Here is a 20,519-nt window from a genome sequence, read left to right as displayed (position 1 = left end):
AGAACTCCCAATCCCGTCCGTGGTTCACTTGGTCTCAGGCGCCGCGACAGCACCAGCCGGCTTGCCGCTTCCCGATCCCAGCACCGACTCCGAGATGGAGTTCGGCAGCGGCTTCGGCTTCTCGATGAAGCCAAGCAGCGGCAGGATGATCAGGAAGTGCGCGAAGTAGTAGGCCGTGCAGATGCGCGCCGCGATCACGTAGCCACCCTCGGGAGGCATGGCGCCGAGGTAGCCGAGCGCCACGGCCACAATCGCAAACACCCAGAAGAACTGCTTGAACAGCGGCCGGTAGGTGCCCGAACGAACCTTCGAGGTGTCGAGCCACGGCAGGACGAACAGGACCGCGATGGCGCCGAACATCAGGATGACGCCGCCGAGCTTGTCCGGAACGGCGCGCAGGATCGCGTAGAACGGCAGGAAGTACCATTCCGGAACGATGTGCGCCGGCGTGACCAGCGGGTTCGCCTCGATGTAGTTGTCAGCATGCCCCATGTAGTTCGGTACGTAGAACACGAAGTAGGCGAACAGGATCATGAAGACCACGATCGCGAACAGATCCTTCATCGTGTAGTACGGATGGAAGGGCAGCGTGTCCTGCTTCGACTTCGGATTGATGCCGGTCGGGTTGTTGTTGCCGGTGGTGTGGAACGCCCACACGTGCAGCAGAACGACGCCGAAGATCATGAACGGCAGCAGATAGTGAAGCGAGAAGAAGCGGTTGAGCGTCGGGTTACCGACGGAGAAGCCGCCCCACAGCCAGTTCACGATCGGCTCGCCGACAAGCGGGATCGCCGAGAACAGATTGGTGATCACGGTGGCGCCCCAGAAGGACATCTGGCCCCAGGGCAGCACGTATCCCATGAAGGCGGTGGCCATCATCAGCAGGAAGATCACGACACCAAGGATCCAGGAAATCTCGCGCGGGGCCTTGTAGGAGCCGTAGTACATGCCGCGGAAGATGTGGATGTAGACCGCGATGAAGAACATCGACGCGCCGTTGGCGTGCAGGTAGCGCAGCAGCCAGCCGTAATTCACGTCGCGCATGATGTGTTCGACGGAGGCAAAGGCGATTTCGGTGTTCGGCGCGTAGTGCATCACCAGCACGATGCCGGTGATGATCTGTGCCACCAGCATGATCGCCAGAATACCGCCGAAGGTCCACCAGTAGTTGAGGTTCTTCGGGGTCGGAAAATCGACGAAGGACCCGCGCACGAGCGAGATCACCGGCAGACGGCTCTCGACCCACTTCGCCGCAGCGCTCTGCGGCACGTAATTGGAATGTCCAGCCATGGCTGTCTCCTCTGGATTGCCGCTTATCAACCGACCCGAACGACGCTGTCCGAGACGAACTCGTACGGCGGGATCAGGAGATTCTGCGGCGCGGGGCCCTTGCGGATCCGGCCGGCGGTGTCGTAGTGCGAGCCATGGCACGGGCAGAACCAGCCACCGAAGTCACCCGATTCTCCGAGCGGAATGCAGCCAAGGTGGGTGCAGACGCCGACCATGAGGAGCAGGGCTTCCTTGTCCTTCATGCCGCGGTTGGCGTCGGTCGCCTGGGCGTCGGCGGGAAGGTTCAGGTTGCGCGCCAGCGGGTCGGGCAGGTTGTCGACCGGCACTGCGTTAGCCTCGGTGACTTCCTTGGGCGTGCGATTGCGGATGAACAGCGGCTTGCCGCGCCACATCACCTTGATCGACTGGCCTTCCTCGATCGGCGAGATGTCGACCTCGATCGAGGCCAGCGCCAGCGCCGAGGCGTCAGGGTTCATCTGATTAATGAAGGGCCAAGCAAGCGCCCCCGCGCCAACCGCGCCCATCGCACCGGTCGCGATATAGAGGAAATCGCGGCGAGTGGGTTCGACCGTATCCTGCTGTGCCAAGGTCGCGTCCTCTTTTAACCTGTGGCCCGACGACAGCATGCGCCGGTCGCCTCCCACCCCGGTAGCGGGGCAAGGGGGCGGACGACGCGCGTCCTTTCGGGCGGCAAGTGCGGCTTTCCGCACCTTTCCAAGCGGTGGGTTTTTGGCACCCTTGCCAGCACTTGTCCAGATACTCCGTCATGGCAATGACGCTTTGTCGCGGTTTTTTCGCCGCATCGGCAGCTTCACGACACGTCGCGCCGACTGTCGATGAAGCCGCCGGACTGGCGTTGCCACAGTTGGGCGTAGAGCCCGCCGCGCGCCAGAAGCTCCTCGTGGGTGCCATCCTCGACGATCCGCCCCTGGTCCATGACGATCAGACGGTCCATCTCCGCGATGGTTGAAAGCCGGTGTGCGATGGCGATCACCGTCTTGTCCTCCATCAGCGTCGTCAGGCTTTCCTGGATCGCCGCCTCGATCTCCGAATCGAGCGCAGACGTCGCCTCGTCCAGCACGAGGATCGGCGCGTTCTTCAGCAGGACCCGCGCAATCGCGATGCGCTGGCGCTGCCCGCCGGAAAGCTTCACCCCCCGCTCGCCGACATGCGCGGCAAGTCCTGTGCGCCCGTCGCCATCGACGAGACCGTCGATGAACCCGGCCGCATGGGCCTTGCGCGCCGCCTCCATCGCCTCGGCCTCGCCCGCTCCGGGACGCCCATAGACGACGTTGTCGAGCACGGAGCGATGCAGCAGCGAAGTATCCTGGGTGACGACGCCGACGTGAGCGCGCAGGCTCGACTGGGTCACCTCCCGAATATCCTGCCCGTCGATCAGGATCCGACCGCCCTCGAGGTCGTGGAAGCGCAGCAACAGGTTGACGAGCGTCGACTTGCCCGCCCCCGAGCGACCGACGAGGCCAACCTTCTCGCCAGGGCGGATGTCGAGCGTCAGATTCTCGATGACGGCGGTTTCCTTGCCATAGTGGAAGTCGACGGCCTCGAAGCGGATGGCACCCTTCGAGACGACGAGCGGCTGGGCCTTGGGGCTGTCGCGCACCTCGCGCTCACGCGCGATGGTGGTGATGCCGTCCTGCACCGTGCCGATGTTCTCGAACAGGCCCGAGACCTCCCACAGGATCCACTGCGACATGCCGTGAAGCCGCAGCACAAGCGCGACCGCCACCGCGATATCGCCCGTCGTCACCGCCGCGCGCTGCCACAGCATGATCGAGGCGGCGCCGATCGAGAACAGCAGCAGCACGTTGATCGTGTGCAGGATCGTGTTGAGCAAGGTCACGAAGCGCATCTGCCGATGGACGGTGCCGAGAAACTCCGACATGGCGTTTTTCGCGTAGCTCTCCTCGCGCTCCGCGTGGGAGAACAGCTTCACCGTGGCGATGTTGGTGTAGGCGTCGACGACGCGCCCGGTCATTGTCGAGCGCGCATCCGCCTGCACCTGCGACAGATGCTTGAGCCGCGGCACGAAGTAGACGAGCACACCGAGATAGGCGAGAAACCAGACCAGCAGCGGCAGCGCGAGCCGGATGTCCGCCTCGCCGATAAGAAACGCGGCGGCGGCGAAATAGACGCTGACATAGACCAGCACGTCGATCACCCGGGTTACCACCTCGCGCACGGCGAGCGAGGTCTGCATCACCTTGGTGGCGATGCGGCCGGCGAAATCGTTCTGGTAGAAGCCCACGCTCTGGCGCAGCAGATAGCGGTGAACCTGCCAGCGGATCGCCATCGGATAGTTGCCGAGCAGCGTCTGATGGAAGATCAGCTCCCAAAGCAGCGCCAGCGCCGGCATGATCACCAGGATCACCACCGTCATCCAGGCCAGCTGCCAGGCATTGTCGGCCAGGAACGTCTCGGGGTTTTCCGTCCCGAGCCAGTTCACGAGATCGCCGAGGAAGGAAAACACCATCACCTCGAAGATGGCGATGCTCGCGCCCAGGCAGGCGACGACGGCAATCACCGGCCAGATCGGCCGCGTGTAATACCAGCAAAAGGCGAAGAGCGTTGCCGGAGGCGCCTCGAGCGGCACCTCGCGGAACGGATGAATCAGCTTCTCAAACCACGCGAACATGACAAAGTTCCTGAAACAGACGGATCGCGGAGCGTTTGCGGTCCGCAGAACTGGCGGTACCCGGCCGCTCCCTGAAGCGGGCGGCACGGAAGACGGGCGTTGCGGCCGGCTCGGTGAGCAGGACCGAAAGGGCGAAGCCGACCACCCCGAAGGACAGCACGACGAGGCCCAGGAAGAGCGAGACGAGCCGGTCGGCGAAAGCGGCCGCGGACAGCGCCTCGCCATCGACGATCACCGCCTCCATGCCGCGAAACATGCTCGCGGCGACGGGCAGGAAGAGGACCAGCGCAAGCGCCAGCGACGCGAATGCGGCAAGCGCGGCGACACGCAGGAAGCAACGCAACGGATGGGCCCGGGGCGCGCCTTCCGGCTCAACCCTGGCGGAAATATGGGTGTCCATGGCAAGCGGCTCCTGCATGAACGGACGATTGTGTGAACCGCGCACCCGACACAGAGTTCGGACCCGGTGCATCCGCCGGGACGACAGGCGTCCCGAGGCGGATTGGCGCGCGGAGGCAAGGCTGGGGGGCAGTCCGCCTGGAAAGCGGGCCGCGAAGGAAGGAATGGTCGACTGGAAAAGGGCGGGCGGGACCCGCGAACCGTCGTCCTAGACGAGCAGCGCTTCCGGCGAAACCGGGGCGGCGCACATCGCGATATGGATCAGCTCAGCGCGAACTTCGATCATGCGGCCCTCCTTCTCGACGGTGGCGGTTCTTGCGGTCTGGCTCGGAGTCACGCCCAAACCGGATTTGCACCGGAGGCAAGGACGCGAAAGCGCGGGTATCTCCACGCAGATCCAGACAATAGCCGAACGCTTCGCACGGCGCATCGTCAAACGAGCGCCTGCCAGCACAAACAGGGAACCTGTTGCGCGTTCGCAACATACATGTTGCCGGCTTGCAAGTTTCACCAAGGTGGACGAGGCCTTCAGGCGGTTTCACCCTCATCTTCGTGTTCCAGCAGGAAGCCGCCGGACTGGCGTTGCCACAGTTGGGCGTAGAGCCCGCCGCGCGCCAGAAGCTCCTCGTGGGTGCCATCCTCGACGATCCGCCCCTGGTCCATGACGATCAGACGGTCCATCTCCGCGATGGTTGAAAGCCGGTGTGCGATGGCGATCACCGTCTTGTCCTCCATCAGCGTCGTCAGGCTTTCCTGGATCGCCGCCTCGATCTCCGAATCGAGCGCAGACGTCGCCTCGTCCAACACGAGGATCGGCGCGTTCTTCAGCAGGACCCGCGCAATCGCGATGCGCTGGCGCTGACCGCCGGAGAGCTTCACCCCCCGCTCGCCGACATGCGCGTCGAAGCCCCTGCGGCCCCGGGTATCGGTGAGCTCGTCTATGAAGGTTTCCGCGTGCGCGCGCCGCGCAGCAAGGCGGATCTCCTCCTCGCTCGCCTCCGCGCGCCCAAGCGAGATGTTGTCGCGGATCGAGCGGTGCAGCAACGAGGTGTCCTGGGTGACAAGCCCGACGCACGCCCTCAGGCTCGCCTGCGTCACCCGCGCCACATCCTGGCCATCGATGAGAATCTCGCCGCTTTCCAGGTCGTGGAAGCGCAGCAGCAGGTTGACGAGCGTCGACTTGCCCGCCCCCGAGCGGCCGACGAGACCGACGCGCTCGCCCGGCTGGATCGACAGTGAAAGCCTGTCGATCACCCCACCGGCCTTGCCATAATGGAAACCGACGTCACGAAACGCGATCGCCCCCTCGCGCACCTCAAGCGCGGGGGCGTCCGGCAGGTCGGAGACCGCGGCCTTGCGGGTGATCGTCTCGGCGCTGTCCTGCAAGGTGCCCAGGGCACGGAACAAGCCGTTCATCTGCCCCATCAGCCTGCCGAGCAGCACGTTGAGCCGCAACACCAGGCCGAGCACCAGCGCCACGTCGCCGGCGGTCACGCTTCCCGCCTCCCAGGCTCGCAGAACCAGGACCGCGATCGCCACGATCATCGCTCCCGACATCACGCTCATGATCGTGCGCACGGCGGTCAGAGTGCGTGTGAACGCCCGGATCGCCGCCAGAAACGCCTCATAAACGTCGCGCATCTGCCGTGCCTCACGGCGCGCGTCGGTGAACAGCTTGATGGTCTGGATATTTCCGTAGATATCGACGAAACGGCCGGTGACGCCGGACCCGGCGTGCGCAGATGCCTTTGCCCGACGTCGGATACGCGGCACAAAGAGAGCGGAGACGGCGCCGAAGGCGACGAGCCAGACCGCGACCACAGCCCCGATCATCGGATCGAGCGACATCAGCACCGTCAGCGTCGTCAACGCGAAAACAACGATGAACCAGATGATCTGCAGCAGGCTGACCATGAAGTCGCCTGCCGCCTGACCCGATTGCCAGACCTTCTGCGAGATACGGCCGGCGAACTCGTCCTGAAAGTAGGACAACGACTTGCCGACGACCTGCTGGTGCCCCTGAAAGCGGACCAGGTTGAAGAACCCGGGAACGACGATCTGCTCCTCGACCAGCGCCGTCAGGGCGGCCACGACCGGCCTGATCACCAGAACCGTGCCGGCCATCATCGCCAGAACCGGCAAGTTGGTGATCCAGAAACCCTGACGCGGCCCACCCTGCATCAGGTCGACGAGGTCGCCGACAAAGATGTAGAGCGCCGCCTCGATCAGCGCCGTCGCGCCGCCCAGAACCAGCATCGCCAGAAAGGCGAGTCGCGCCTGGCCGACGAAGAAACCGAGGTAGCCGAAGCCGGTTCCCGGAACGGGCCGGTCGGGCAACGGCGCGAAGGGATCGATGCGCCGCTCGAACCAGGAATAGATACGCTCGATCACGAAACCGGACCTTCTGTGCGAAATCGTCCAACGGGCCGGATCGCGAAAGCAGGAGCGACGGCCGCGAAGCAGCGGGAAATTCGGATGGCGCGCACCAGGCGGGCCGAATCCGGATGACAGGCGGGCCACGCGAGCCTACCACCGAAACCGGCCAAAGCGGGGCACGTCGGCAAACCGACGCGGCGCGCATGGCCCAACAGGGCCGATCAGGAAAGCGGAACACAGACATGCCGGAACTCGCGCTCTATCAGCCCGACATTCCCCAGAATACGGGAACGATCCTGCGGCTTGCGGCCTGCATGGGTGTTCGCGTCCACATCATCGAGCCGGTCGGCTTTCCCCTGTCCGACCACGCATTGAAGCGTGCCGGAATGGACTATATGGAGCGCGCGGCACTCACCCGCCACCTCACCTTCGAGGCATTCGACGCGTGGCGCAGGCAGGAAGAGCGCCGCCTCTTGCTGCTCACGACCGCCGCCGCCCGGCCCTATCACCAACATGACTTCGCCTGTCGCGACATCCTGCTTCTCGGCCGCGAATCCTCTGGCGTTCCCGAGGCCGTCCACGCCATCGCCGACGCCCGCCTGACCATCCCGATGGCCGAAGGCATGCGCTCGCTCAACATCGCCGTTTCCGCTGCCATGGCGCTCGGCGAAGCCCTGCGGCAGACGGAAGGTTTTCCGGCCTGAGGCGTATCCGGGACTTGCAGACGGAAGGCTTACTTCCCTGTTCTTCGGAATGCCCTGCGAGGCCGTTGAAATCCTGCCCGCCGATCCGTTCCCGCTGACCGCCCCTTTCCCGCCGCCTCCGCTTCTGTCATGAAGCTTCCGCAGATTCAGGGCATCGAGCGGAGACGGCGGACATGAGCGAACAAGGCGGCGGGGCACCGAAAGAGGCGCGTGGCGGACCGGTTCCGGCCGACATCGAGGCGAAGAAGGTCGAGGCGCGCGCCTGGTTCGAGGCCTTGCGCGACCGCATCTGCGCCGCCTTCGAGGCCATCGAGGACGATGCGGCCGAGTTTGCCGCCCTGCCCGGCGCGCTCGCGGAAACGGCGGCCGGACGGTTCGAGCGCACGCCCTGGGAGCGAACCGATTCGACGACCGGCGCCAAGGGCGGCGGCGGCATCATGTCGATGATGAACGGGCGGATCTTCGAGAAGGTCGGCGTCCACGTCTCCACCGTCCATGGCGAGTTCTCGCCCGAGTTTCGCGGCCAGATCCCCGGCGCCGCCGAGGACCCCCGCTTCTGGGCCTCCGGCATCTCGCTCATCGCCCACATGCACAATCCGCATGTTCCCGCCGTGCACATGAACACGCGCATGGTGGTGACGACGCGCCAGTGGTTCGGCGGCGGCGCCGATCTGACGCCGGTTCTGGACGCCCGCCGCAGCCAGGACGACCCGGATACCATCGCCTTTCACAAGGCGATGGAAGCAGCCTGTGCAGCCCATGAGGTCGCCGACTATCCGCGCTACAGGAAATGGTGCGACGATTATTTCTTCCTGAAGCACCGCAACGAGATGCGCGGCGTCGGCGGCATTTTCTACGATTACCTGCATTCGGGCGACTGGGACGCGGACCTGGCCTTCACCAAGGACGTGGGACTGTCGTTTCTCGACATCTACTCGAAGCTGGTGCGCGCCAACTATCACAAGCCCTGGGACGATGCGGAGCGCGAGGAGCAGCTCGTCCGCCGCGGTCGCTACGTGGAATACAATCTCCTCTACGACCGAGGCACGATTTTCGGCCTGAAGACCGGCGGCAACGTCTCGTCCATCCTGTCGTCGATGCCACCCGTGGTCAAATGGCCTTGATCCGGGCTGCGTGAACACGCCATGTCCCTGCCGCCGCTGACATCGATCGAGATCGACAACTACCGCTCGATACGCCGCCTGCACCTTCCGGTCGGAGCGCTGAATGTCTTCGTCGGCCGCAACGGCACCGGCAAGACCAACCTCTATCGGGCGCTCTCGCTGCTGCAGCAGGCGGCCTTCGGACGGATCACCCGGGCCATCGCCGAAGAAGGCGGCATCGAGAGCGTCCTTTGGGCGGGCGATCGCAGACGCGGGCCCGTCCGGCTCGCGCTCTCCGCCCGGCTCGGCGACCTCTCCTACGCGATCGCGATAGGGCTGCCGGTGAAAGGCTCGGACGCCGCGCTTCCGCTCGAGCCACTGGTGAAGGAGGAAAAACTCGTCCTCCACACCGGCAAGCGCCAGGTGGCGCTGATGGAACGGTCGGGGCCTTCGGCCTGGCTCAGGGCCGCCGACGGCAACCGACTGACCTATGCCAACGAGTTGCTGGGGTCGGAGACGGCGCTCTTCGCGTTTCGCGACGGCGCACGCTTCCCCGAAGTCGACATCGTCCGTCGGTCACTCGCCGACTGGCGCTTCTATCATGCCTTTCGCACCGACGAGGCCTCGGCCCTGCGCCGCCCGTCTCTGGCTCTGACGACCCCAACGCTTGCCTCCGACGGGTCCGATCTCGCCGCCGTCTTCGCCACCTTGACGGAGGTGCGCGGCGACGCCCGCGATCTTTTCACCGCCGTCGAGGATGCCTTCCCCGGCACGCGGCTCGAAATCGCCGTCGAGAGCGCGCAGGCGGAGATCGCGATGCGCTATCCCGACCTCCATCGCGCCTTCGCAGCGCATGAACTCTCGGATGGGACACTTGGCTATCTGGCACTGATGGGCGCGCTCATGTCCTACCGGCTGCCGGCTTTCATCGCCCTCAACGAGCCGGAGGCGAGCCTGCATCCGGATCTGCTCGCCCCGCTCGCCCGCGTCATCGCCAAGGCCTGCGAGCGCACGCAGGTCTGGATCGTCACCCATTCTCAGGCCTTTGCCGACCACCTCGTGAGAGAAGCCGGCGCGGTGCCGCGCACCATCTTCAAGGACGGCGGCGAGACCTGGATCGAAGGCCTGAGGATCACCGGCGGCTTCGCCGAGGACTAGGAGCGCGCGCTTTCCGCCCCTGCGAGCGCGGCAGAAAGCAGAGCCTCGCGCCCCAGGGTGAACCCGGAGGAGATCCAACGGTCTTCCGCCTGCTTCAGCAGCGCGCCCACCTCGGGCCCCGGCCTGAAGCCAGCCAGAATCAGGTCCCGGCCCGACAGCGGAAAAACCGGAACATTGGTGCGCTCGATCTGCGTGAGACGTGCGCCAAGCTCTCCCGCGTCGACCGGCACGCCTTCACGCGCCACCGCAAGCAACAGGCCGTCGCGCAGGGCCTCCGCACCATGCGCATAAAGGCATTCGGCTATCGCAGCCTCCGCCGGTTCACGGTCCAGCAAGGCAAGCGTTCGGGCGGCCCGGGCCACGCCATCGGCCCGCTCCATGCGCTTGCGCTCGGCGTTCGAAAGCCGCAGGCCCTCGGCGGTTTGCCCGATTGCGTGCGCGCCGCCGGTGCCGGCAAGAGCTGCAAGGCACAGCGCCGGCGCACGCGCCTGCGACGAGACCTCATCGAGCCCGCGCAGCGCGGTGAAGGCGTCAAGATCGGCTTCGACCGGAAAGACCAGTTCCAGAATGCCGGCCCCGGCCATCCGTATCACTGTCTCGACCGCGCGCGGCGCGACGATCAGCTTGCGCAGTTCCATGGCCACCCGTTCCGCCGACAGGACGGCAAGTCCGGCGCGCTCGGCCTGCGAGGCAGCAAGCCCCTGCGCATCGAGCGAGCCTTCTCCGTATTGGGCGTGGAAGCGGAAGAAACGCAGGATCCTGAGATAATCCTCGCGGATGCGCAGCAGCGGATCGCCGATAAACCGGACCCGACGCGCCTCAAGGTCCGGCAGGCCGCCGACCGGGTCGTAAAGCGTGCCGTGCCGGTCGACATAGAGCGCGTTCATGGTGAAGTCGCGCCGCCGCGCATCGTGCTGCCAGCATCGCCCGAAGCGCACCGTCGCCGAGCGCCCGTGCGTCTCCACGTCCTCGCGCAGCGTGGTCACCTCATAGGCATCGCCCGCGCTGACCACCGTGATCGTGCCATGCTCAATCCCGGTTGGCACCGGCTTCAGCCCTGCCGCCAGAGCCCGACGCATGACATCGTCCGGCAGCGCCGTCGTCGCCACGTCCACATCCGCCACCGGCACGCCGAGCAGCGTGTTGCGCACGGCACCGCCAACGGCGCGCGCCGCGTCGCCATCCTGCTCGACCGCGTCGAACACCGCCTGGAGCGACGGCCGCGTGAGCCAGTCAGCCGTGATCGCACCGCTCATCGCCGCGCGCCCTACTCGTAGTGTCCCGGAATGAGCACCCCGTCGCGCAACACCGTCGGCACGTAGTTCTTGCCCTCGGGAAGGCCTTCCTTCTCGGCCAGCAGCACGAAGCCGCCGATGGACAGCGCAAGCCCTGCCATCAGGAGCCAGACAAGCGGCCCCTTGCGCCAGTTCTCCGATGTCTGCGCCTTCTTGGTGATGAAGAGCCAGGCGGCAAAGCCGATGAAGGGCAATGACACAAGCAGCAGCTGGGTAAGCACAACACGCAACATCAGCGGTACACCGTCTCGTAAAGGAGCCTCAGGATCCCGGCGGTCACGCCCCAGATGTAGCGCTCCCCGAAGGGTATTGCATAAAAGTAGCGTGGCTTTCCGGCAAAGACCCGGCTTTGTCGCCGATGGTTGTGCTCATCCATCAGGAACGAGAGCGGCACCTCGAAGACATCGGCCACCTCGTCCGGGTTCGGCACGATCGCGGCTCCTGGATCGACAAGCCCGAGCACGGGAGCGACCCGGTAGCCGGAGCCGGTGAGATAGGTCGGCAGAACGCCGGCCGGACTGACGAGCCCCCGCTCGATGCCGATTTCCTCTTCCGCCTCGCGCAGGGCCGCCGCGACGGGCCCCCCGTCCTCCGGGTCGATCTTGCCGCCGGGCAGCGAGATCTGCCCCGCATGGCTGGAAAGGTGCGCCGTGCGCTCGGTGAAGATCACCGAGGCGCCTGCCCGGCGCTCGACGACGGCAATGAGCACGGCCGCGTCGCGCGGCGCGCGATTGGCGAAGGCGAAGGGGCCGAGTTCCGGGTTGAGGATGTGGTCGCCGACCTCCCGCCGCGCGGCGGCGGCGATGCGGCCCTGCGCCTGGGCAACGAAATCGACGGCGGAAACGGGTGTCCCGTCCGCCCGTATGCCGTGCCGGCTCGCAGCCTGCGTCATCTCCTGAGGTGTCGTCATGCCCTTGTGTCCGGTTCCCGTTCGTCGGCCGAGCCTGGCGTTGGCGTCGTCTCGGCCGGAAAGAACGTGCCGGCGCTCCATGTGCCCATCACCGTCCTTCCCGACATATCGTGTTCCGTGAACAGATCGGCAAGCTGATACAGCAGCGGGCGGGCCAGAAGCGCGTCGAGCCGGCCGCGAATCCGCACATAGGGCTTCAGCCCCCCCGTATCCGTCTCATCCTCGAAGCGCAGCCTGTGGTCCGCGTCGATCCGCACGACGTCGCCGGTATTCGTGCGCAGCCGCAGCACCTGCTCGCGTCCCTCGCCCTCGACATGCAGCTCGACGCCAAGGAAAGGCGCGTCTTCGACGGTGATTCTCGCCCTCTCCACAGGGGTTACGAGATAATGATGGCCATCGGCATCGCGTCGAAGCACGGAAGCGAAGAGACGCACCAGCCGTTCGCGAGCGATCACTCCCCCCTGATAGTACCAGCGACCGTCGGCGGCGATGCGCATGTCGATTTCGCCGCAATAGGGCGGATTCCAGCGCTCCACCGGCGCTGGCCCGCGCCCCGTACCCGCCCGCGAGACCAGTTCGGCCAGCCCCGCCGGCATGTCCTTCACGTCGTTTCGCGTGTCGTCCGCCATTCGTTCCCGTTCACATCCGGTTGTCGCCGCCATGTTTTGGCCCATACCCTGTCATGACATGAGCTATCATGTGAAGCCAGCCCGCCCGGCGCGCCCGCCGCGGTCGCGGCAGCCGGACCGGAACCACGCAGGCGGACGGAGCGGTCGGCGCAAACATCGGATCGCATTGCGGAAGGCAGCGTGAGCCCGGTGCGGGATCAGCAAGAACGTCGGACCGGGGCGAGCGGTCCCGCGACGACAAGGGAGGCAGGGTCGAACATGAGCGCGATCAGTCGAAACGATGGCGACCAGGCCGGCGACGAGACGCAGGCGATCCTTCGCGACACGGAAGCGGCGATGGAGAAGATCGCTGCCGCGCGCCTTGAGATCGCGCGGGTCATCTTCGGTCAGGAAAGCGTTGTCGAGAGGACCTTGGTCACGCTGCTGTCGGGCGGGCACGGGCTGCTTGTCGGCGTGCCGGGCCTTGCCAAGACCAAGCTCGTGGAAACCCTCGGCACGGTGCTCGGTCTCGATGCGCGGCGCATCCAGTTCACGCCCGACCTGATGCCCTCCGACATTCTCGGCGCCGAGGTGATGGATCAGGCCGCCGACGGCAGCCGCGCGTTCCGCTTCATCAAGGGGCCGATCTTCTCCCAGCTCCTGATGGCCGACGAGATCAACCGCGCCAGCCCCCGCACACAGTCGGCGCTGCTTCAGGCGATGCAGGAGTATCACGTCACCATCGCCGGGCAGCGCTACGACCTGCCGCGTCCCTTTCATGTGCTCGCGACCCAGAACCCGCTGGAGCAGGAAGGCACCTACCCACTGCCGGAGGCGCAGCTCGACCGTTTCCTGATGCAGATCGACGTCCACTATCCCGACCTCGATGCCGAACGGCGCATCCTGCGCGAGACGACGGGTGCCGACGAAGCCAAGGCCTCCGCCGTGATGGGCGCGGAGGATCTGCTCGCCGCACAACAGCTCGTACGCCGCATGCCCGTCGGCGAAAGCGTCGTCGAGGCGATCCTGGAAATGGTGCGCTCCGCCCGTCCACCCGAGAACGGCGACCAGACCAACGAGACCGCCCATCTGATCGCCTGGGGCCCGGGCCCCCGCGCCAGCCAGGCCCTGATGCTCGCCGTGCGTGCCCGCGCCCTCGTCGACGGCCGTCTCGCGCCCTCGCTCGATGACGTGCTGGCGCTTGCCGAGCCAGTGCTCCAGCATCGCATGGCGCTGACTTTCGGCGCGCGCGCCGAAGGTGAAACGATCCGCGGCATCATCGGCCGGCTGAAAAACCGCATCGGATAGGAGCTTGCATGAACGGCCTGGCACGGTTCAGGGCTTCCCGGGCGCAGCGCGCCGCGACGCGGGACGGGGAAGGCGAGGCCTGGCCGAGGGTCGTCGCGGAAGCGCGCTCGCTCGCCGACGCGCTGCCCGACCTTCTGGTCGAGGCGCGCCAGGTCGCCATGACGGTCAATGCCGGCTGGCACGGCCGCCGCAGATCCGGTTCGGGCGAGAACTTCTGGCAGTTCCGTCCCTTCATCGCCGGTGAGCCGGTCATGCGCATCGACTGGCGACGCTCGGCGCGCGACAATCATCTCTATGTGCGCGAGCGCGAATGGGAAGCCGCGCACACGGTCTGGCTCTGGGCCGACCTCTCGCCCTCCATGGCCTTCCGCTCCGACCTGTCCTCGACTCTCAAGCGCGACCGCGCCCTGGTGCTGCTGCTGGCGCTGGCGGACCTTCTGGCCGAGACGGGCGAGCGCATCGGCATTCCCGGCCTGCGCCGTCCCGTTGCCGACCGCCATGCGGCCGAGCGCATCGCGGCCGCGCTTTCGCACATCGGCACGCCCGAGAGCCTGCCCGACCCGCGCGACATCCGCCGTTTTTCCGACGTGGTGCTGATCGGCGACCTGCTCGACCCGCTCGATCAGACGCTCGACTGGATGCGCAAGGTCGCCGCCTCCGGAGCGCGCGCCCATCTGGTCATGGTGCTCGATCCGGTGGAGGAGAGTTTCCCCTTTTCCGGGCGGACCGAATTCCTCGATCCGGAGACCGGTTTCCGGCTGACCAGCGGCAAGGCCGAGGCCTGGCGGACGGCCTATGCCGACCGGCTGGCGGCCCATCGTGACGCGATCTCAGACGTGGCGCGGCGCGCCGGCTGGAGCTTTCTCGTTCACCACACCGACCGGCCCGCCGCCGAGCCGATGCTCGCGCTGCACAGCAGGTTGAGCGGCGTGCTGCTTGGCGGACATGCCGGGGGCGGCCGATGAGCGGCCTTATCCCTCTCGGCTTCACCGCCCCCTTCGCGCTCGTCGGCCTGCTTCTGCTCCCGGTCATCTGGTGGCTGCTGCGGCTGCTGCCGCCGAGTCCGAGGCGCATCGCCTTTCCGCCCGCCCGGCTCCTGGCCGACATCGACAGGCGCGAGGAGACGCCCAACCGCAGCCCGCTCTGGCTGACGATCCTGCGTCTGCTGCTGGCCGCTGCCGTCATCCTCGCGCTCGCCGGTCCCCAGTGGCGCCCGGCCGGCGCCATTCCCGGCGGTGACGGCCCGCTCCTCGTCGTCTTCGACAATGGCTGGGCTTCGGCGCGCGACTTCGAGACTCGCCGTCAGGCAGCGGAACGGCTCGTTCAGTCCGCGGCCGAGCGCGGGCGCGCGGTACTGCTCGCCGCGACCGCCGAGGGACCCGACCAGCCACTCGTGCCGCAGAGCGCGCGCGCCGCGCTCGAACGCCTGCGTGCGCTCCAACCCCGCCCCTGGCCAACGACGCGCGGCGAACTGACGCTCGCCCTGCGCAAGGCGGCTGCCGAACAGCCTCCCGGGGCCATCGTCTGGTTCGCCGATGATGTGGCGGAGCCCGGTTCGCCACGGTTCGTCGCCGATCTCGCGGCAATCGCCGGCGACGCGGAAATCACTGTCCACACCGGACTGCCGCGGCCGGCGGTGCTGGCCGGCGCGCGCAACGACATCGACGCGCTGACCGCCACGGTCCTGCCTCCTCAGGGCGCGCTCGAACCGGTAAACGTGCGCGCCACCGACCCCAAGGGCCTGGTTCTGGGTGAGGCCGTGGCCACTGCGACGGCTGATGGCGAAGGCCTTTCCGTACGCTTCGAGCTCCCGGTGGAACTGCGCAACGACGTCGCCCGCCTCGAGATCATCGGCGAGCCCAGCGCCGCCGCCGTGCAGCTTCTCGACGACCGCTGGCAGCGGCGGACCATCGGCCTTGTCGGGGGCACTGCCGCCGACCGGGCCCAGCCGCTGCTGTCACCGCTCTATTATCTGGAGCGCGCGCTCTCGCCCTTCGCCGAGCTGCGCCGCGCCCGCCAGACCGATCTCGACGAAGCCATTCCCGCGCTCATCGATCAGGGCGTCTCCGTGCTCGTCATGGCCGACGTCGGGCGCCTGCCCGAAAACGCCGCCGCCGAGGTTCGCCGCTGGGTGGAACAGGGCGGCATTCTGCTGCGCTTCGCCGGACCGCGCCTTGCCGGCGGCAGCGACGACCTCGTGCCGACCCGCCTGCGCTCCGGCGACAGGGCGCTTGGCGGCAGCCTCTCCTGGGAAGAGCCACAGCCTCTGGCGAGCTTCTCCTCGACATCGCCCTTCGCCGACCTTGCCGTTCCCGATGACGTGACGGTGACCCGGCAGGTGCTGGCCGAGCCAGGCCCGGAACTCACCGACCGGAGTTGGGCGGTGCTTGCCGATGGCACCCCGCTTGTCACCGCCGACAAGGTCGGGCGCGGCACCATCGTGCTCTTCCATGTCACCGCCGACACAAGCTGGTCGAACCTGCCTCTGTCGGGCACCTTCGTGGAGATGCTGCGCCGGATCGCGGCGCTTTCCGCTTCCGCCACACCCGAGACCGGCGACAATGCCCCCGCGCACGCCGCGCAGGCGAGTTCGGCGACCCAGCTTCCCCCCGTGCGCACCCTCGACGGCTTCGGCCGGATCGGGTCGCCGCCGACGACCGCCATTCCGGTGACAGCGACGGCGGACGTTCCCGCCAGCCGTCGCAACCCGCCTGGCCTCTATGGCGCCGACGACGCCTTCCGGGCGATCAATCTGTTCCCCGTGGCGCGCGCGGTTCCCACGCTCGACTTCTCGCCCCTCGCCGGACGCGCCAGCATCGCCGACTATCCGGTGACCGAAACCCTCGACCTGCGACCCGCGCTTTTCACCCTTGCCCTGCTCCTCGTGTTCGCCGACACGCTCGCCATGCTCTGGCTTCGCGGTGACCGGCGCGGGCCGGGTCTCGGCCGCCGACGCGCCACCGGCGCCCGGCTCGCCCTGCTGCCGCTTCTCGGCCTCGGCCTTGTCATGTCGCTCGTCCTCGCGCCGCCGGCACGGGCCCAGGAGAGTTCCGCCGACATCGCCGCACTGGAGGCGACGCTCGATACCCGGCTCGCCTATGTCCTGACCGGCGACCCGACACAGGACGAAACCAGCCGGCGCGGTCTCCTCGGACTGACGCGCTACATCGCCACCCGCACGGCGCTGGAGCCTGAAGCACCCGCCGGCGTCGACCCGGCGACCGACGAGCTCGCCTTCTACCCGCTGCTCTACTGGCCGATCTCGGCCGACACGCCTCTGCCCTCGCCCGAGGCGATGTCGGCCATCGACACCTACATGCGCAACGGCGGCACGATCCTGTTCGACACCGCCGACCAGCTTTCCGCCGGCATTTCCGGCTTTGGCGCGTCTCCCGCCGTCCTGCGCCTGCGCCAGGTGCTCGAGGGTCTGGACATTCCGCCCCTCGAGCCGGTTCCCGCCGACCACGTCCTGACCAAGGCGTTCTACCTTCTCGACAGCTTCCCCGGTCGCTATGCCAGCGGGCAGCTCTGGGTCGAGGCAACGGAACCTGCGACGCAAGAGACTCCCGTGCGCCGCCCCGTGCGCGGCGGCGATGGCGTGTCGCCCATTCTGGTCACCGGCAACGACTTCGCCGGAGCCTGGGCCATTGACGACGGCGGTTCCTACATGTTCCAGACCGTGCCGGCCGACCCCGGACAGCGGGAATATGCCTATCGCGCCGGGGTCAACATCGTGATGTATGTGCTGACCGGCAACTACAAGGCCGACCAGGTGCACATACCAGCCCTTCTCGAACGGCTCGGCCAGTAGGAGAGAGCGTTGATCTGGTCCCTCTCCTTCTCCCCTCTCCTGCCCGTCTGGGCGCTTGGCCTGGCGGCGGCGTTTGCCCTCATGCTGGCGCTCGTCTCCGGGTGGATGCGCGTTCCCGGCTGGCCGCTGCGCGGACTGGCGATGGCGCTGATCGTCTTCGCCCTGCTCGGCCCGGCGGTGGAACGCGAGGACCGCGAACCGCTTTCGAGCGTCGTGTCCGTCGTCGTCGACGAAAGCCAGAGCCAGCGCCTCGGCGAGCGGACGCAGACGACACAGGCTGCGCTCGCCGCGCTCGAGAGCCGCTTCGCTGGTTTCCCCGGTTATGAGTTGCGTGTCGTGCGCGCCGGACGCGGCGACGGGGCGGCGGCCGATGGCACGGCGCTCTTCTCCGCGCTCGCCGACAGCCTGTCGGACGTGCCGCCGGAGCGGATCGGCGGCGCTGTGATGATCACCGACGGCCAGGTCCACGACATTCCCGAACGCGCCGCCGATCTCGGTTTCGACGCGCCGCTGCATGCGCTCGTCACCGGCACCGACAAGGAGACCGACCGGCGCCTGGCGATCGTGCGTGCGCCGAAATTCGGGCTCGTCGGCTCGCAACAATCCGTCACCCTGCGCTTGCAGGATCGCGGCGCGCTCGAAAGCGGCGCGGACGCGCGGCTCACCGTGCGGCGCGACGGCGATGTCGTCGCCACCCTGGACGTCACCCCGGGCAGCACGGTCGAGGTGCCGGCCGAGATCACCCATGGCGGGCAGAACATCTTCGAGTTCTCCGTCGATCCGCTCGCGGGAGAGCTGACCGAGCTCAACAACAGGGTCGTCGTCACCATCGACGGCATCCGCGAGAACCTGCGGGTGCTCCTCGTCTCGGGCAGCCCGCATGCGGGCGAGCGCACCTGGCGCAATCTGCTGAAGTCCGACGCCTCCGTCGATCTCGTCCATTTCACCATCCTGCGGCCGCCCGACAAGCAGGACGGCACGCCGATCAACCAGTTGTCGCTAATCGCCTTCCCGACCCGTGAGCTGTTTTCGGAGAAGATCGACGAGTTCGACCTGATCATCTTCGATCGCTACGAACGGCGCGGCGTGCTGCCCCTGCTCTATTTCGACAACATCGCCCGCTTCGTGCGCGACGGCGGCGCCGTTCTCGTCGCCGGCGGACCCGACTACGCGGAAGCGGGCAGTCTCTATGGAACGCCACTCGCGCCAGTGCTCCCGGCCGCGCCCACAGGCAGGATCTACGAGGAGCCCTTCCGCGCGGCGATCTCGGAGACAGGCGCGCGCCACCCGGTGACGCGGGGCCTGCCGGGCGGCGAGGCAACGCCACCGGACTGGAGTCGCTGGTTCCGTCTCGTCGATGCCAACGTCACCACCGGCCAGACACTGATGACCGGCGCCAACGACAAGCCGCTTCTGGTGCTGAGCCGCGAAGGCGCCGGTCGCGTCGCCGTGCTCCTGTCCGATCATGTCTGGCTGTGGGCGCGCGGCTACGAGGGCGGCGGGCCGCATGTGGCGCTGCTGCGCCGCCTCGCCCACTGGCTGATGAAGGAACCCGACCTCGAGGAGGAGGCCCTGCGCCTTGCCTCGCGCGGCGGCGAAGTCGTCGCCGAGCGCCAGACCATCGGCGAGACCGTCGGAGATCTGACGCTGACGCTGCCGGACGGCACGACACGGAGCCTGACGCCGAGCGAGGTCTCTCCCGGCCTGTGGCGGGCAACCTCTCCGGCCCCCGACCTCGGTCTCTATTCGGTGGCCGATGGCGACCGCAAGGCGCTCGTGCATGTCGGGCCGCCGAACCCGCGCGAATTCGCCGACGTGCTGTCGACAACGGCGCTGCTGACGCCGGTGGCCTCGGCGACGGGCGGTGCGGTGCAACGCGTGCTGGATGTCGGCGGGGAGCTTCTCGTGCCCCGTGTCGTGCCCCTGCGCAGGGCCACGACCTTCTCGGGCGACGGGTGGATCGGCTTCCGCACCACCGATGCCAGCGTGCTCAAGGGCATCGACCGCTATCCCCTGTTCCAGGGGGTGCTCGGTCTCGCCCTTCTGATCGGCGCGCTGTCGATGATGTGGTACCGCGAAGGGCGCTGAAGGGGCGCGCCAAAGTGGGCGGCGCCGGTGGGTTCAGCCGCCTCGGCCGCCGCGCACCACGCCAGATGGCATCTCGCTTCCGGGAACCAGGTTGGCGACGAGCAGGCGGGCCGGGTCGACCGGACCGGGCAGATGGATGCGGCCGAAAGGCACCGGCGCGAAGCCAAGTGGCCCGTAATAGGGCGCATCGCCCACCAGGAGCACCGATGTCTCGCCAAGCGCCTGCGCGGTCTTCAACGCCTGATTGACCAGCAGCCTCCCGAGCCCCCGATTCTTGAAGGCCGGCGAGACGGCCAGAGGCCCGAGCAACTGCGACGGCGCGTCACCGATGGTGATCGGCGTCAACCAGACGGACCCGGCGAACACGTCGCCATCCAGCCCGACGAAGCTCAGGCGCGTGTCGTGCGGCACGCCCTCGCGCAGGCGAAAGGCGGTCTTGGCGAAGCGGCCAGGGCCGAAGGCTTCGGCCTGAAGGGCTTCGATTTCAGGAAGGTCGGCGGCAACTTCGTGCCGGATGAGCCAGGAATGGGCGAGCATGGGGCGAACCTCGGGTGCGGGACGGAAAGACAGGCGGGATGTCGCCGCGCCTTCCGATCCTCGGATCGCTCGGATCCGCCTGGTCGTGTCTCAAGGCGCGGGTGTGACGGTGCGAGAGGTCAAGCCTCGTCGCAGGGTCCTTCGTCGCTGGCGGTCGATCCTGAGCATGAAACGTCCAGATCCCGTCGCGCTCGCGCGCCTCGAAAAGATGCGCCACCCGGGCGCGTGAAACAGGTGCCGAACGGCACCCCTCGTGCTTGGTTGGCGTCGGTAGCACGC

Annotated in this window: 17 protein-coding genes; 7 read left to right on the top strand and 10 right to left on the bottom strand. The window is 67.4% G+C overall.

Going from position 1 to position 20,519, the window contains the following annotated elements; translation table 11 throughout:
- Positions 1-24: 24 nt before the first annotated feature.
- The 5 genes from ACSLUQ_RS00990 to ACSLUQ_RS00970 all read right to left on the bottom strand — a co-directional run bounded on the left by ACSLUQ_RS00990 (position 25) and on the right by ACSLUQ_RS00970 (position 6,733).
- Positions 25-1,290, bottom strand: coding sequence for a cytochrome b (locus tag ACSLUQ_RS00990; protein ID WP_417771195.1), 1,266 nt, complete (start codon positions 1,288-1,290; stop codon positions 25-27).
- 26 nt (positions 1,291-1,316) lie between these two features.
- Positions 1,317-1,916 carry a ubiquinol-cytochrome c reductase iron-sulfur subunit gene (petA, locus tag ACSLUQ_RS00985; RefSeq protein ID WP_417771196.1) on the bottom strand — a complete coding sequence of 200 codons (600 nt, stop codon included), beginning with the start codon at positions 1,914-1,916 and terminating at the stop codon, positions 1,317-1,319.
- 185 nt (positions 1,917-2,101) lie between these two features.
- The gene (locus ACSLUQ_RS00980; protein ID WP_461807458.1) at positions 2,102-3,943 is read right to left on the bottom strand and encodes an ABC transporter ATP-binding protein; all 1,842 of its coding nucleotides are present in this window, start codon (positions 3,941-3,943) and stop codon (positions 2,102-2,104) included.
- A complete protein-coding gene (locus tag ACSLUQ_RS00975; protein ID WP_461807457.1) occupies positions 3,927-4,343 on the bottom strand; it encodes a hypothetical protein in 417 nt (138 codons plus the stop codon). Before ACSLUQ_RS00975 ends, ACSLUQ_RS00980 begins: the two co-directional genes overlap by 17 nt.
- A gap of 527 nt (positions 4,344-4,870) precedes the next feature.
- Complete coding sequence (locus ACSLUQ_RS00970) at positions 4,871-6,733, bottom strand: ABC transporter ATP-binding protein (RefSeq protein ID WP_461807456.1); 1,863 nt, start codon at positions 6,731-6,733, stop codon at positions 4,871-4,873.
- Between the two features lie 227 nt (positions 6,734-6,960).
- On the opposite strand from ACSLUQ_RS00970, the gene ACSLUQ_RS00965 reads away from it, so the two are divergent.
- From ACSLUQ_RS00965 to ACSLUQ_RS00955, 3 genes are all read left to right on the top strand, one after another.
- Positions 6,961-7,422, top strand: a complete 462-nt coding sequence (locus ACSLUQ_RS00965; RefSeq protein WP_461807455.1) for a tRNA (cytidine(34)-2'-O)-methyltransferase — start codon at positions 6,961-6,963, stop codon at positions 7,420-7,422.
- Positions 7,423-7,595: 173 nt separating this feature from the next.
- Positions 7,596-8,546: an oxygen-dependent coproporphyrinogen oxidase gene (gene hemF, locus ACSLUQ_RS00960; protein ID WP_461807454.1), complete on the top strand. Its 951-nt coding sequence runs from the start codon at positions 7,596-7,598 to the stop codon at positions 8,544-8,546.
- Positions 8,547-8,567: 21 nt separating this feature from the next.
- A complete protein-coding gene (locus ACSLUQ_RS00955; RefSeq protein ID WP_461807453.1) occupies positions 8,568-9,683 on the top strand; it encodes an AAA family ATPase in 1,116 nt (371 codons plus the stop codon).
- On the opposite strand, the gene ACSLUQ_RS00950 is transcribed toward ACSLUQ_RS00955, so the two are convergent.
- Genes ACSLUQ_RS00950 through ACSLUQ_RS00935 form a run of 4 tightly spaced genes read right to left on the bottom strand, consistent with a single transcriptional unit; the run spans position 9,680 to position 12,517 of the window.
- Positions 9,680-10,939, bottom strand: a complete 1,260-nt coding sequence (locus ACSLUQ_RS00950) for a CCA tRNA nucleotidyltransferase (protein WP_461807452.1) — start codon at positions 10,937-10,939, stop codon at positions 9,680-9,682. The genes ACSLUQ_RS00955 and ACSLUQ_RS00950 overlap by 4 nt on opposite strands.
- An 11-nt stretch (positions 10,940-10,950) precedes the next feature.
- Positions 10,951-11,211 carry a DUF6111 family protein gene (locus tag ACSLUQ_RS00945; protein ID WP_417773527.1) on the bottom strand — a complete coding sequence of 87 codons (261 nt, stop codon included), beginning with the start codon at positions 11,209-11,211 and terminating at the stop codon, positions 10,951-10,953.
- Positions 11,211-11,888 carry an NUDIX hydrolase gene (locus ACSLUQ_RS00940; RefSeq protein WP_417773526.1) on the bottom strand — a complete coding sequence of 226 codons (678 nt, stop codon included), beginning with the start codon at positions 11,886-11,888 and terminating at the stop codon, positions 11,211-11,213. Before ACSLUQ_RS00940 ends, ACSLUQ_RS00945 begins: the two co-directional genes overlap by 1 nt.
- Positions 11,885-12,517, bottom strand: a complete 633-nt coding sequence (locus tag ACSLUQ_RS00935; protein ID WP_461807451.1) for a DUF1285 domain-containing protein — start codon at positions 12,515-12,517, stop codon at positions 11,885-11,887. The genes ACSLUQ_RS00940 and ACSLUQ_RS00935 overlap by 4 nt, the downstream gene beginning before the upstream one ends.
- Before the next feature lie 258 nt (positions 12,518-12,775).
- Here ACSLUQ_RS00935 and ACSLUQ_RS00930 point away from each other — a divergent pair, with 258 nt between their 5' ends.
- Genes ACSLUQ_RS00930 through ACSLUQ_RS00915 form a run of 4 tightly spaced genes read left to right on the top strand, consistent with a single transcriptional unit; the run spans position 12,776 to position 19,703 of the window.
- Positions 12,776-13,804: an AAA family ATPase gene (locus ACSLUQ_RS00930; RefSeq protein ID WP_461807450.1), complete on the top strand. Its 1,029-nt coding sequence runs from the start codon at positions 12,776-12,778 to the stop codon at positions 13,802-13,804.
- 8 nt (positions 13,805-13,812) lie between these two features.
- Complete coding sequence (locus tag ACSLUQ_RS00925) at positions 13,813-14,769, top strand: DUF58 domain-containing protein (RefSeq protein ID WP_461807449.1); 957 nt, start codon at positions 13,813-13,815, stop codon at positions 14,767-14,769.
- Positions 14,766-17,615, top strand: coding sequence for a DUF4159 domain-containing protein (locus tag ACSLUQ_RS00920; protein ID WP_461807448.1), 2,850 nt, complete (start codon positions 14,766-14,768; stop codon positions 17,613-17,615). The genes ACSLUQ_RS00925 and ACSLUQ_RS00920 overlap by 4 nt, the downstream gene beginning before the upstream one ends.
- Positions 17,616-17,624: 9 nt before the next feature.
- Complete coding sequence (locus tag ACSLUQ_RS00915) at positions 17,625-19,703, top strand: hypothetical protein (RefSeq protein WP_461807447.1); 2,079 nt, start codon at positions 17,625-17,627, stop codon at positions 19,701-19,703.
- 33 nt (positions 19,704-19,736) lie between these two features.
- Here the strand turns inward: ACSLUQ_RS00915 and ACSLUQ_RS00910 are convergent, their stop codons facing one another.
- Positions 19,737-20,240, bottom strand: a complete 504-nt coding sequence (locus ACSLUQ_RS00910; RefSeq protein WP_417773520.1) for a GNAT family N-acetyltransferase — start codon at positions 20,238-20,240, stop codon at positions 19,737-19,739.
- Positions 20,241-20,519: the final 279 nt, after the last annotated feature.

Source organism: Stappia sp. ICDLI1TA098, from assembly GCF_054880955.1.
This window is presented reverse-complemented; position numbering and strand designations above follow the sequence as displayed.

What these genes read in the sequence shown, in the direction of transcription:
- ACSLUQ_RS00990 (WP_417771195.1), bottom strand. Translation starts at nt 1,290, where the DNA reads ATGGCTGGACATTCCAATTACGTGCCGCAGAGCGCTGCGGCGAAGTGG.
- petA (WP_417771196.1), bottom strand. Translation starts at nt 1,916, where the DNA reads ATGCTGTCGTCGGGCCACAGGTTAAAAGAGGACGCGACCTTGGCACAG.
- ACSLUQ_RS00980 (WP_461807458.1), bottom strand. Translation starts at nt 3,943, where the DNA reads ATGTTCGCGTGGTTTGAGAAGCTGATTCATCCGTTCCGCGAGGTGCCG.
- ACSLUQ_RS00975 (WP_461807457.1), bottom strand. Translation starts at nt 4,343, where the DNA reads ATGGACACCCATATTTCCGCCAGGGTTGAGCCGGAAGGCGCGCCCCGG.
- ACSLUQ_RS00965 (WP_461807455.1), top strand. Translation starts at nt 6,961, where the DNA reads ATGCCGGAACTCGCGCTCTATCAGCCCGACATTCCCCAGAATACGGGA.
- hemF (WP_461807454.1), top strand. Translation starts at nt 7,596, where the DNA reads ATGAGCGAACAAGGCGGCGGGGCACCGAAAGAGGCGCGTGGCGGACCG.
- ACSLUQ_RS00955 (WP_461807453.1), top strand. Translation starts at nt 8,568, where the DNA reads ATGTCCCTGCCGCCGCTGACATCGATCGAGATCGACAACTACCGCTCG.
- ACSLUQ_RS00950 (WP_461807452.1), bottom strand. Translation starts at nt 10,939, where the DNA reads ATGAGCGGTGCGATCACGGCTGACTGGCTCACGCGGCCGTCGCTCCAG.
- ACSLUQ_RS00945 (WP_417773527.1), bottom strand. Translation starts at nt 11,211, where the DNA reads ATGTTGCGTGTTGTGCTTACCCAGCTGCTGCTTGTGTCATTGCCCTTC.
- ACSLUQ_RS00940 (WP_417773526.1), bottom strand. Translation starts at nt 11,888, where the DNA reads ATGACGACACCTCAGGAGATGACGCAGGCTGCGAGCCGGCACGGCATA.
- ACSLUQ_RS00935 (WP_461807451.1), bottom strand. Translation starts at nt 12,517, where the DNA reads ATGGCGGACGACACGCGAAACGACGTGAAGGACATGCCGGCGGGGCTG.
- ACSLUQ_RS00930 (WP_461807450.1), top strand. Translation starts at nt 12,776, where the DNA reads ATGAGCGCGATCAGTCGAAACGATGGCGACCAGGCCGGCGACGAGACG.
- ACSLUQ_RS00925 (WP_461807449.1), top strand. Translation starts at nt 13,813, where the DNA reads ATGAACGGCCTGGCACGGTTCAGGGCTTCCCGGGCGCAGCGCGCCGCG.
- ACSLUQ_RS00920 (WP_461807448.1), top strand. Translation starts at nt 14,766, where the DNA reads ATGAGCGGCCTTATCCCTCTCGGCTTCACCGCCCCCTTCGCGCTCGTC.
- ACSLUQ_RS00910 (WP_417773520.1), bottom strand. Translation starts at nt 20,240, where the DNA reads ATGCTCGCCCATTCCTGGCTCATCCGGCACGAAGTTGCCGCCGACCTT.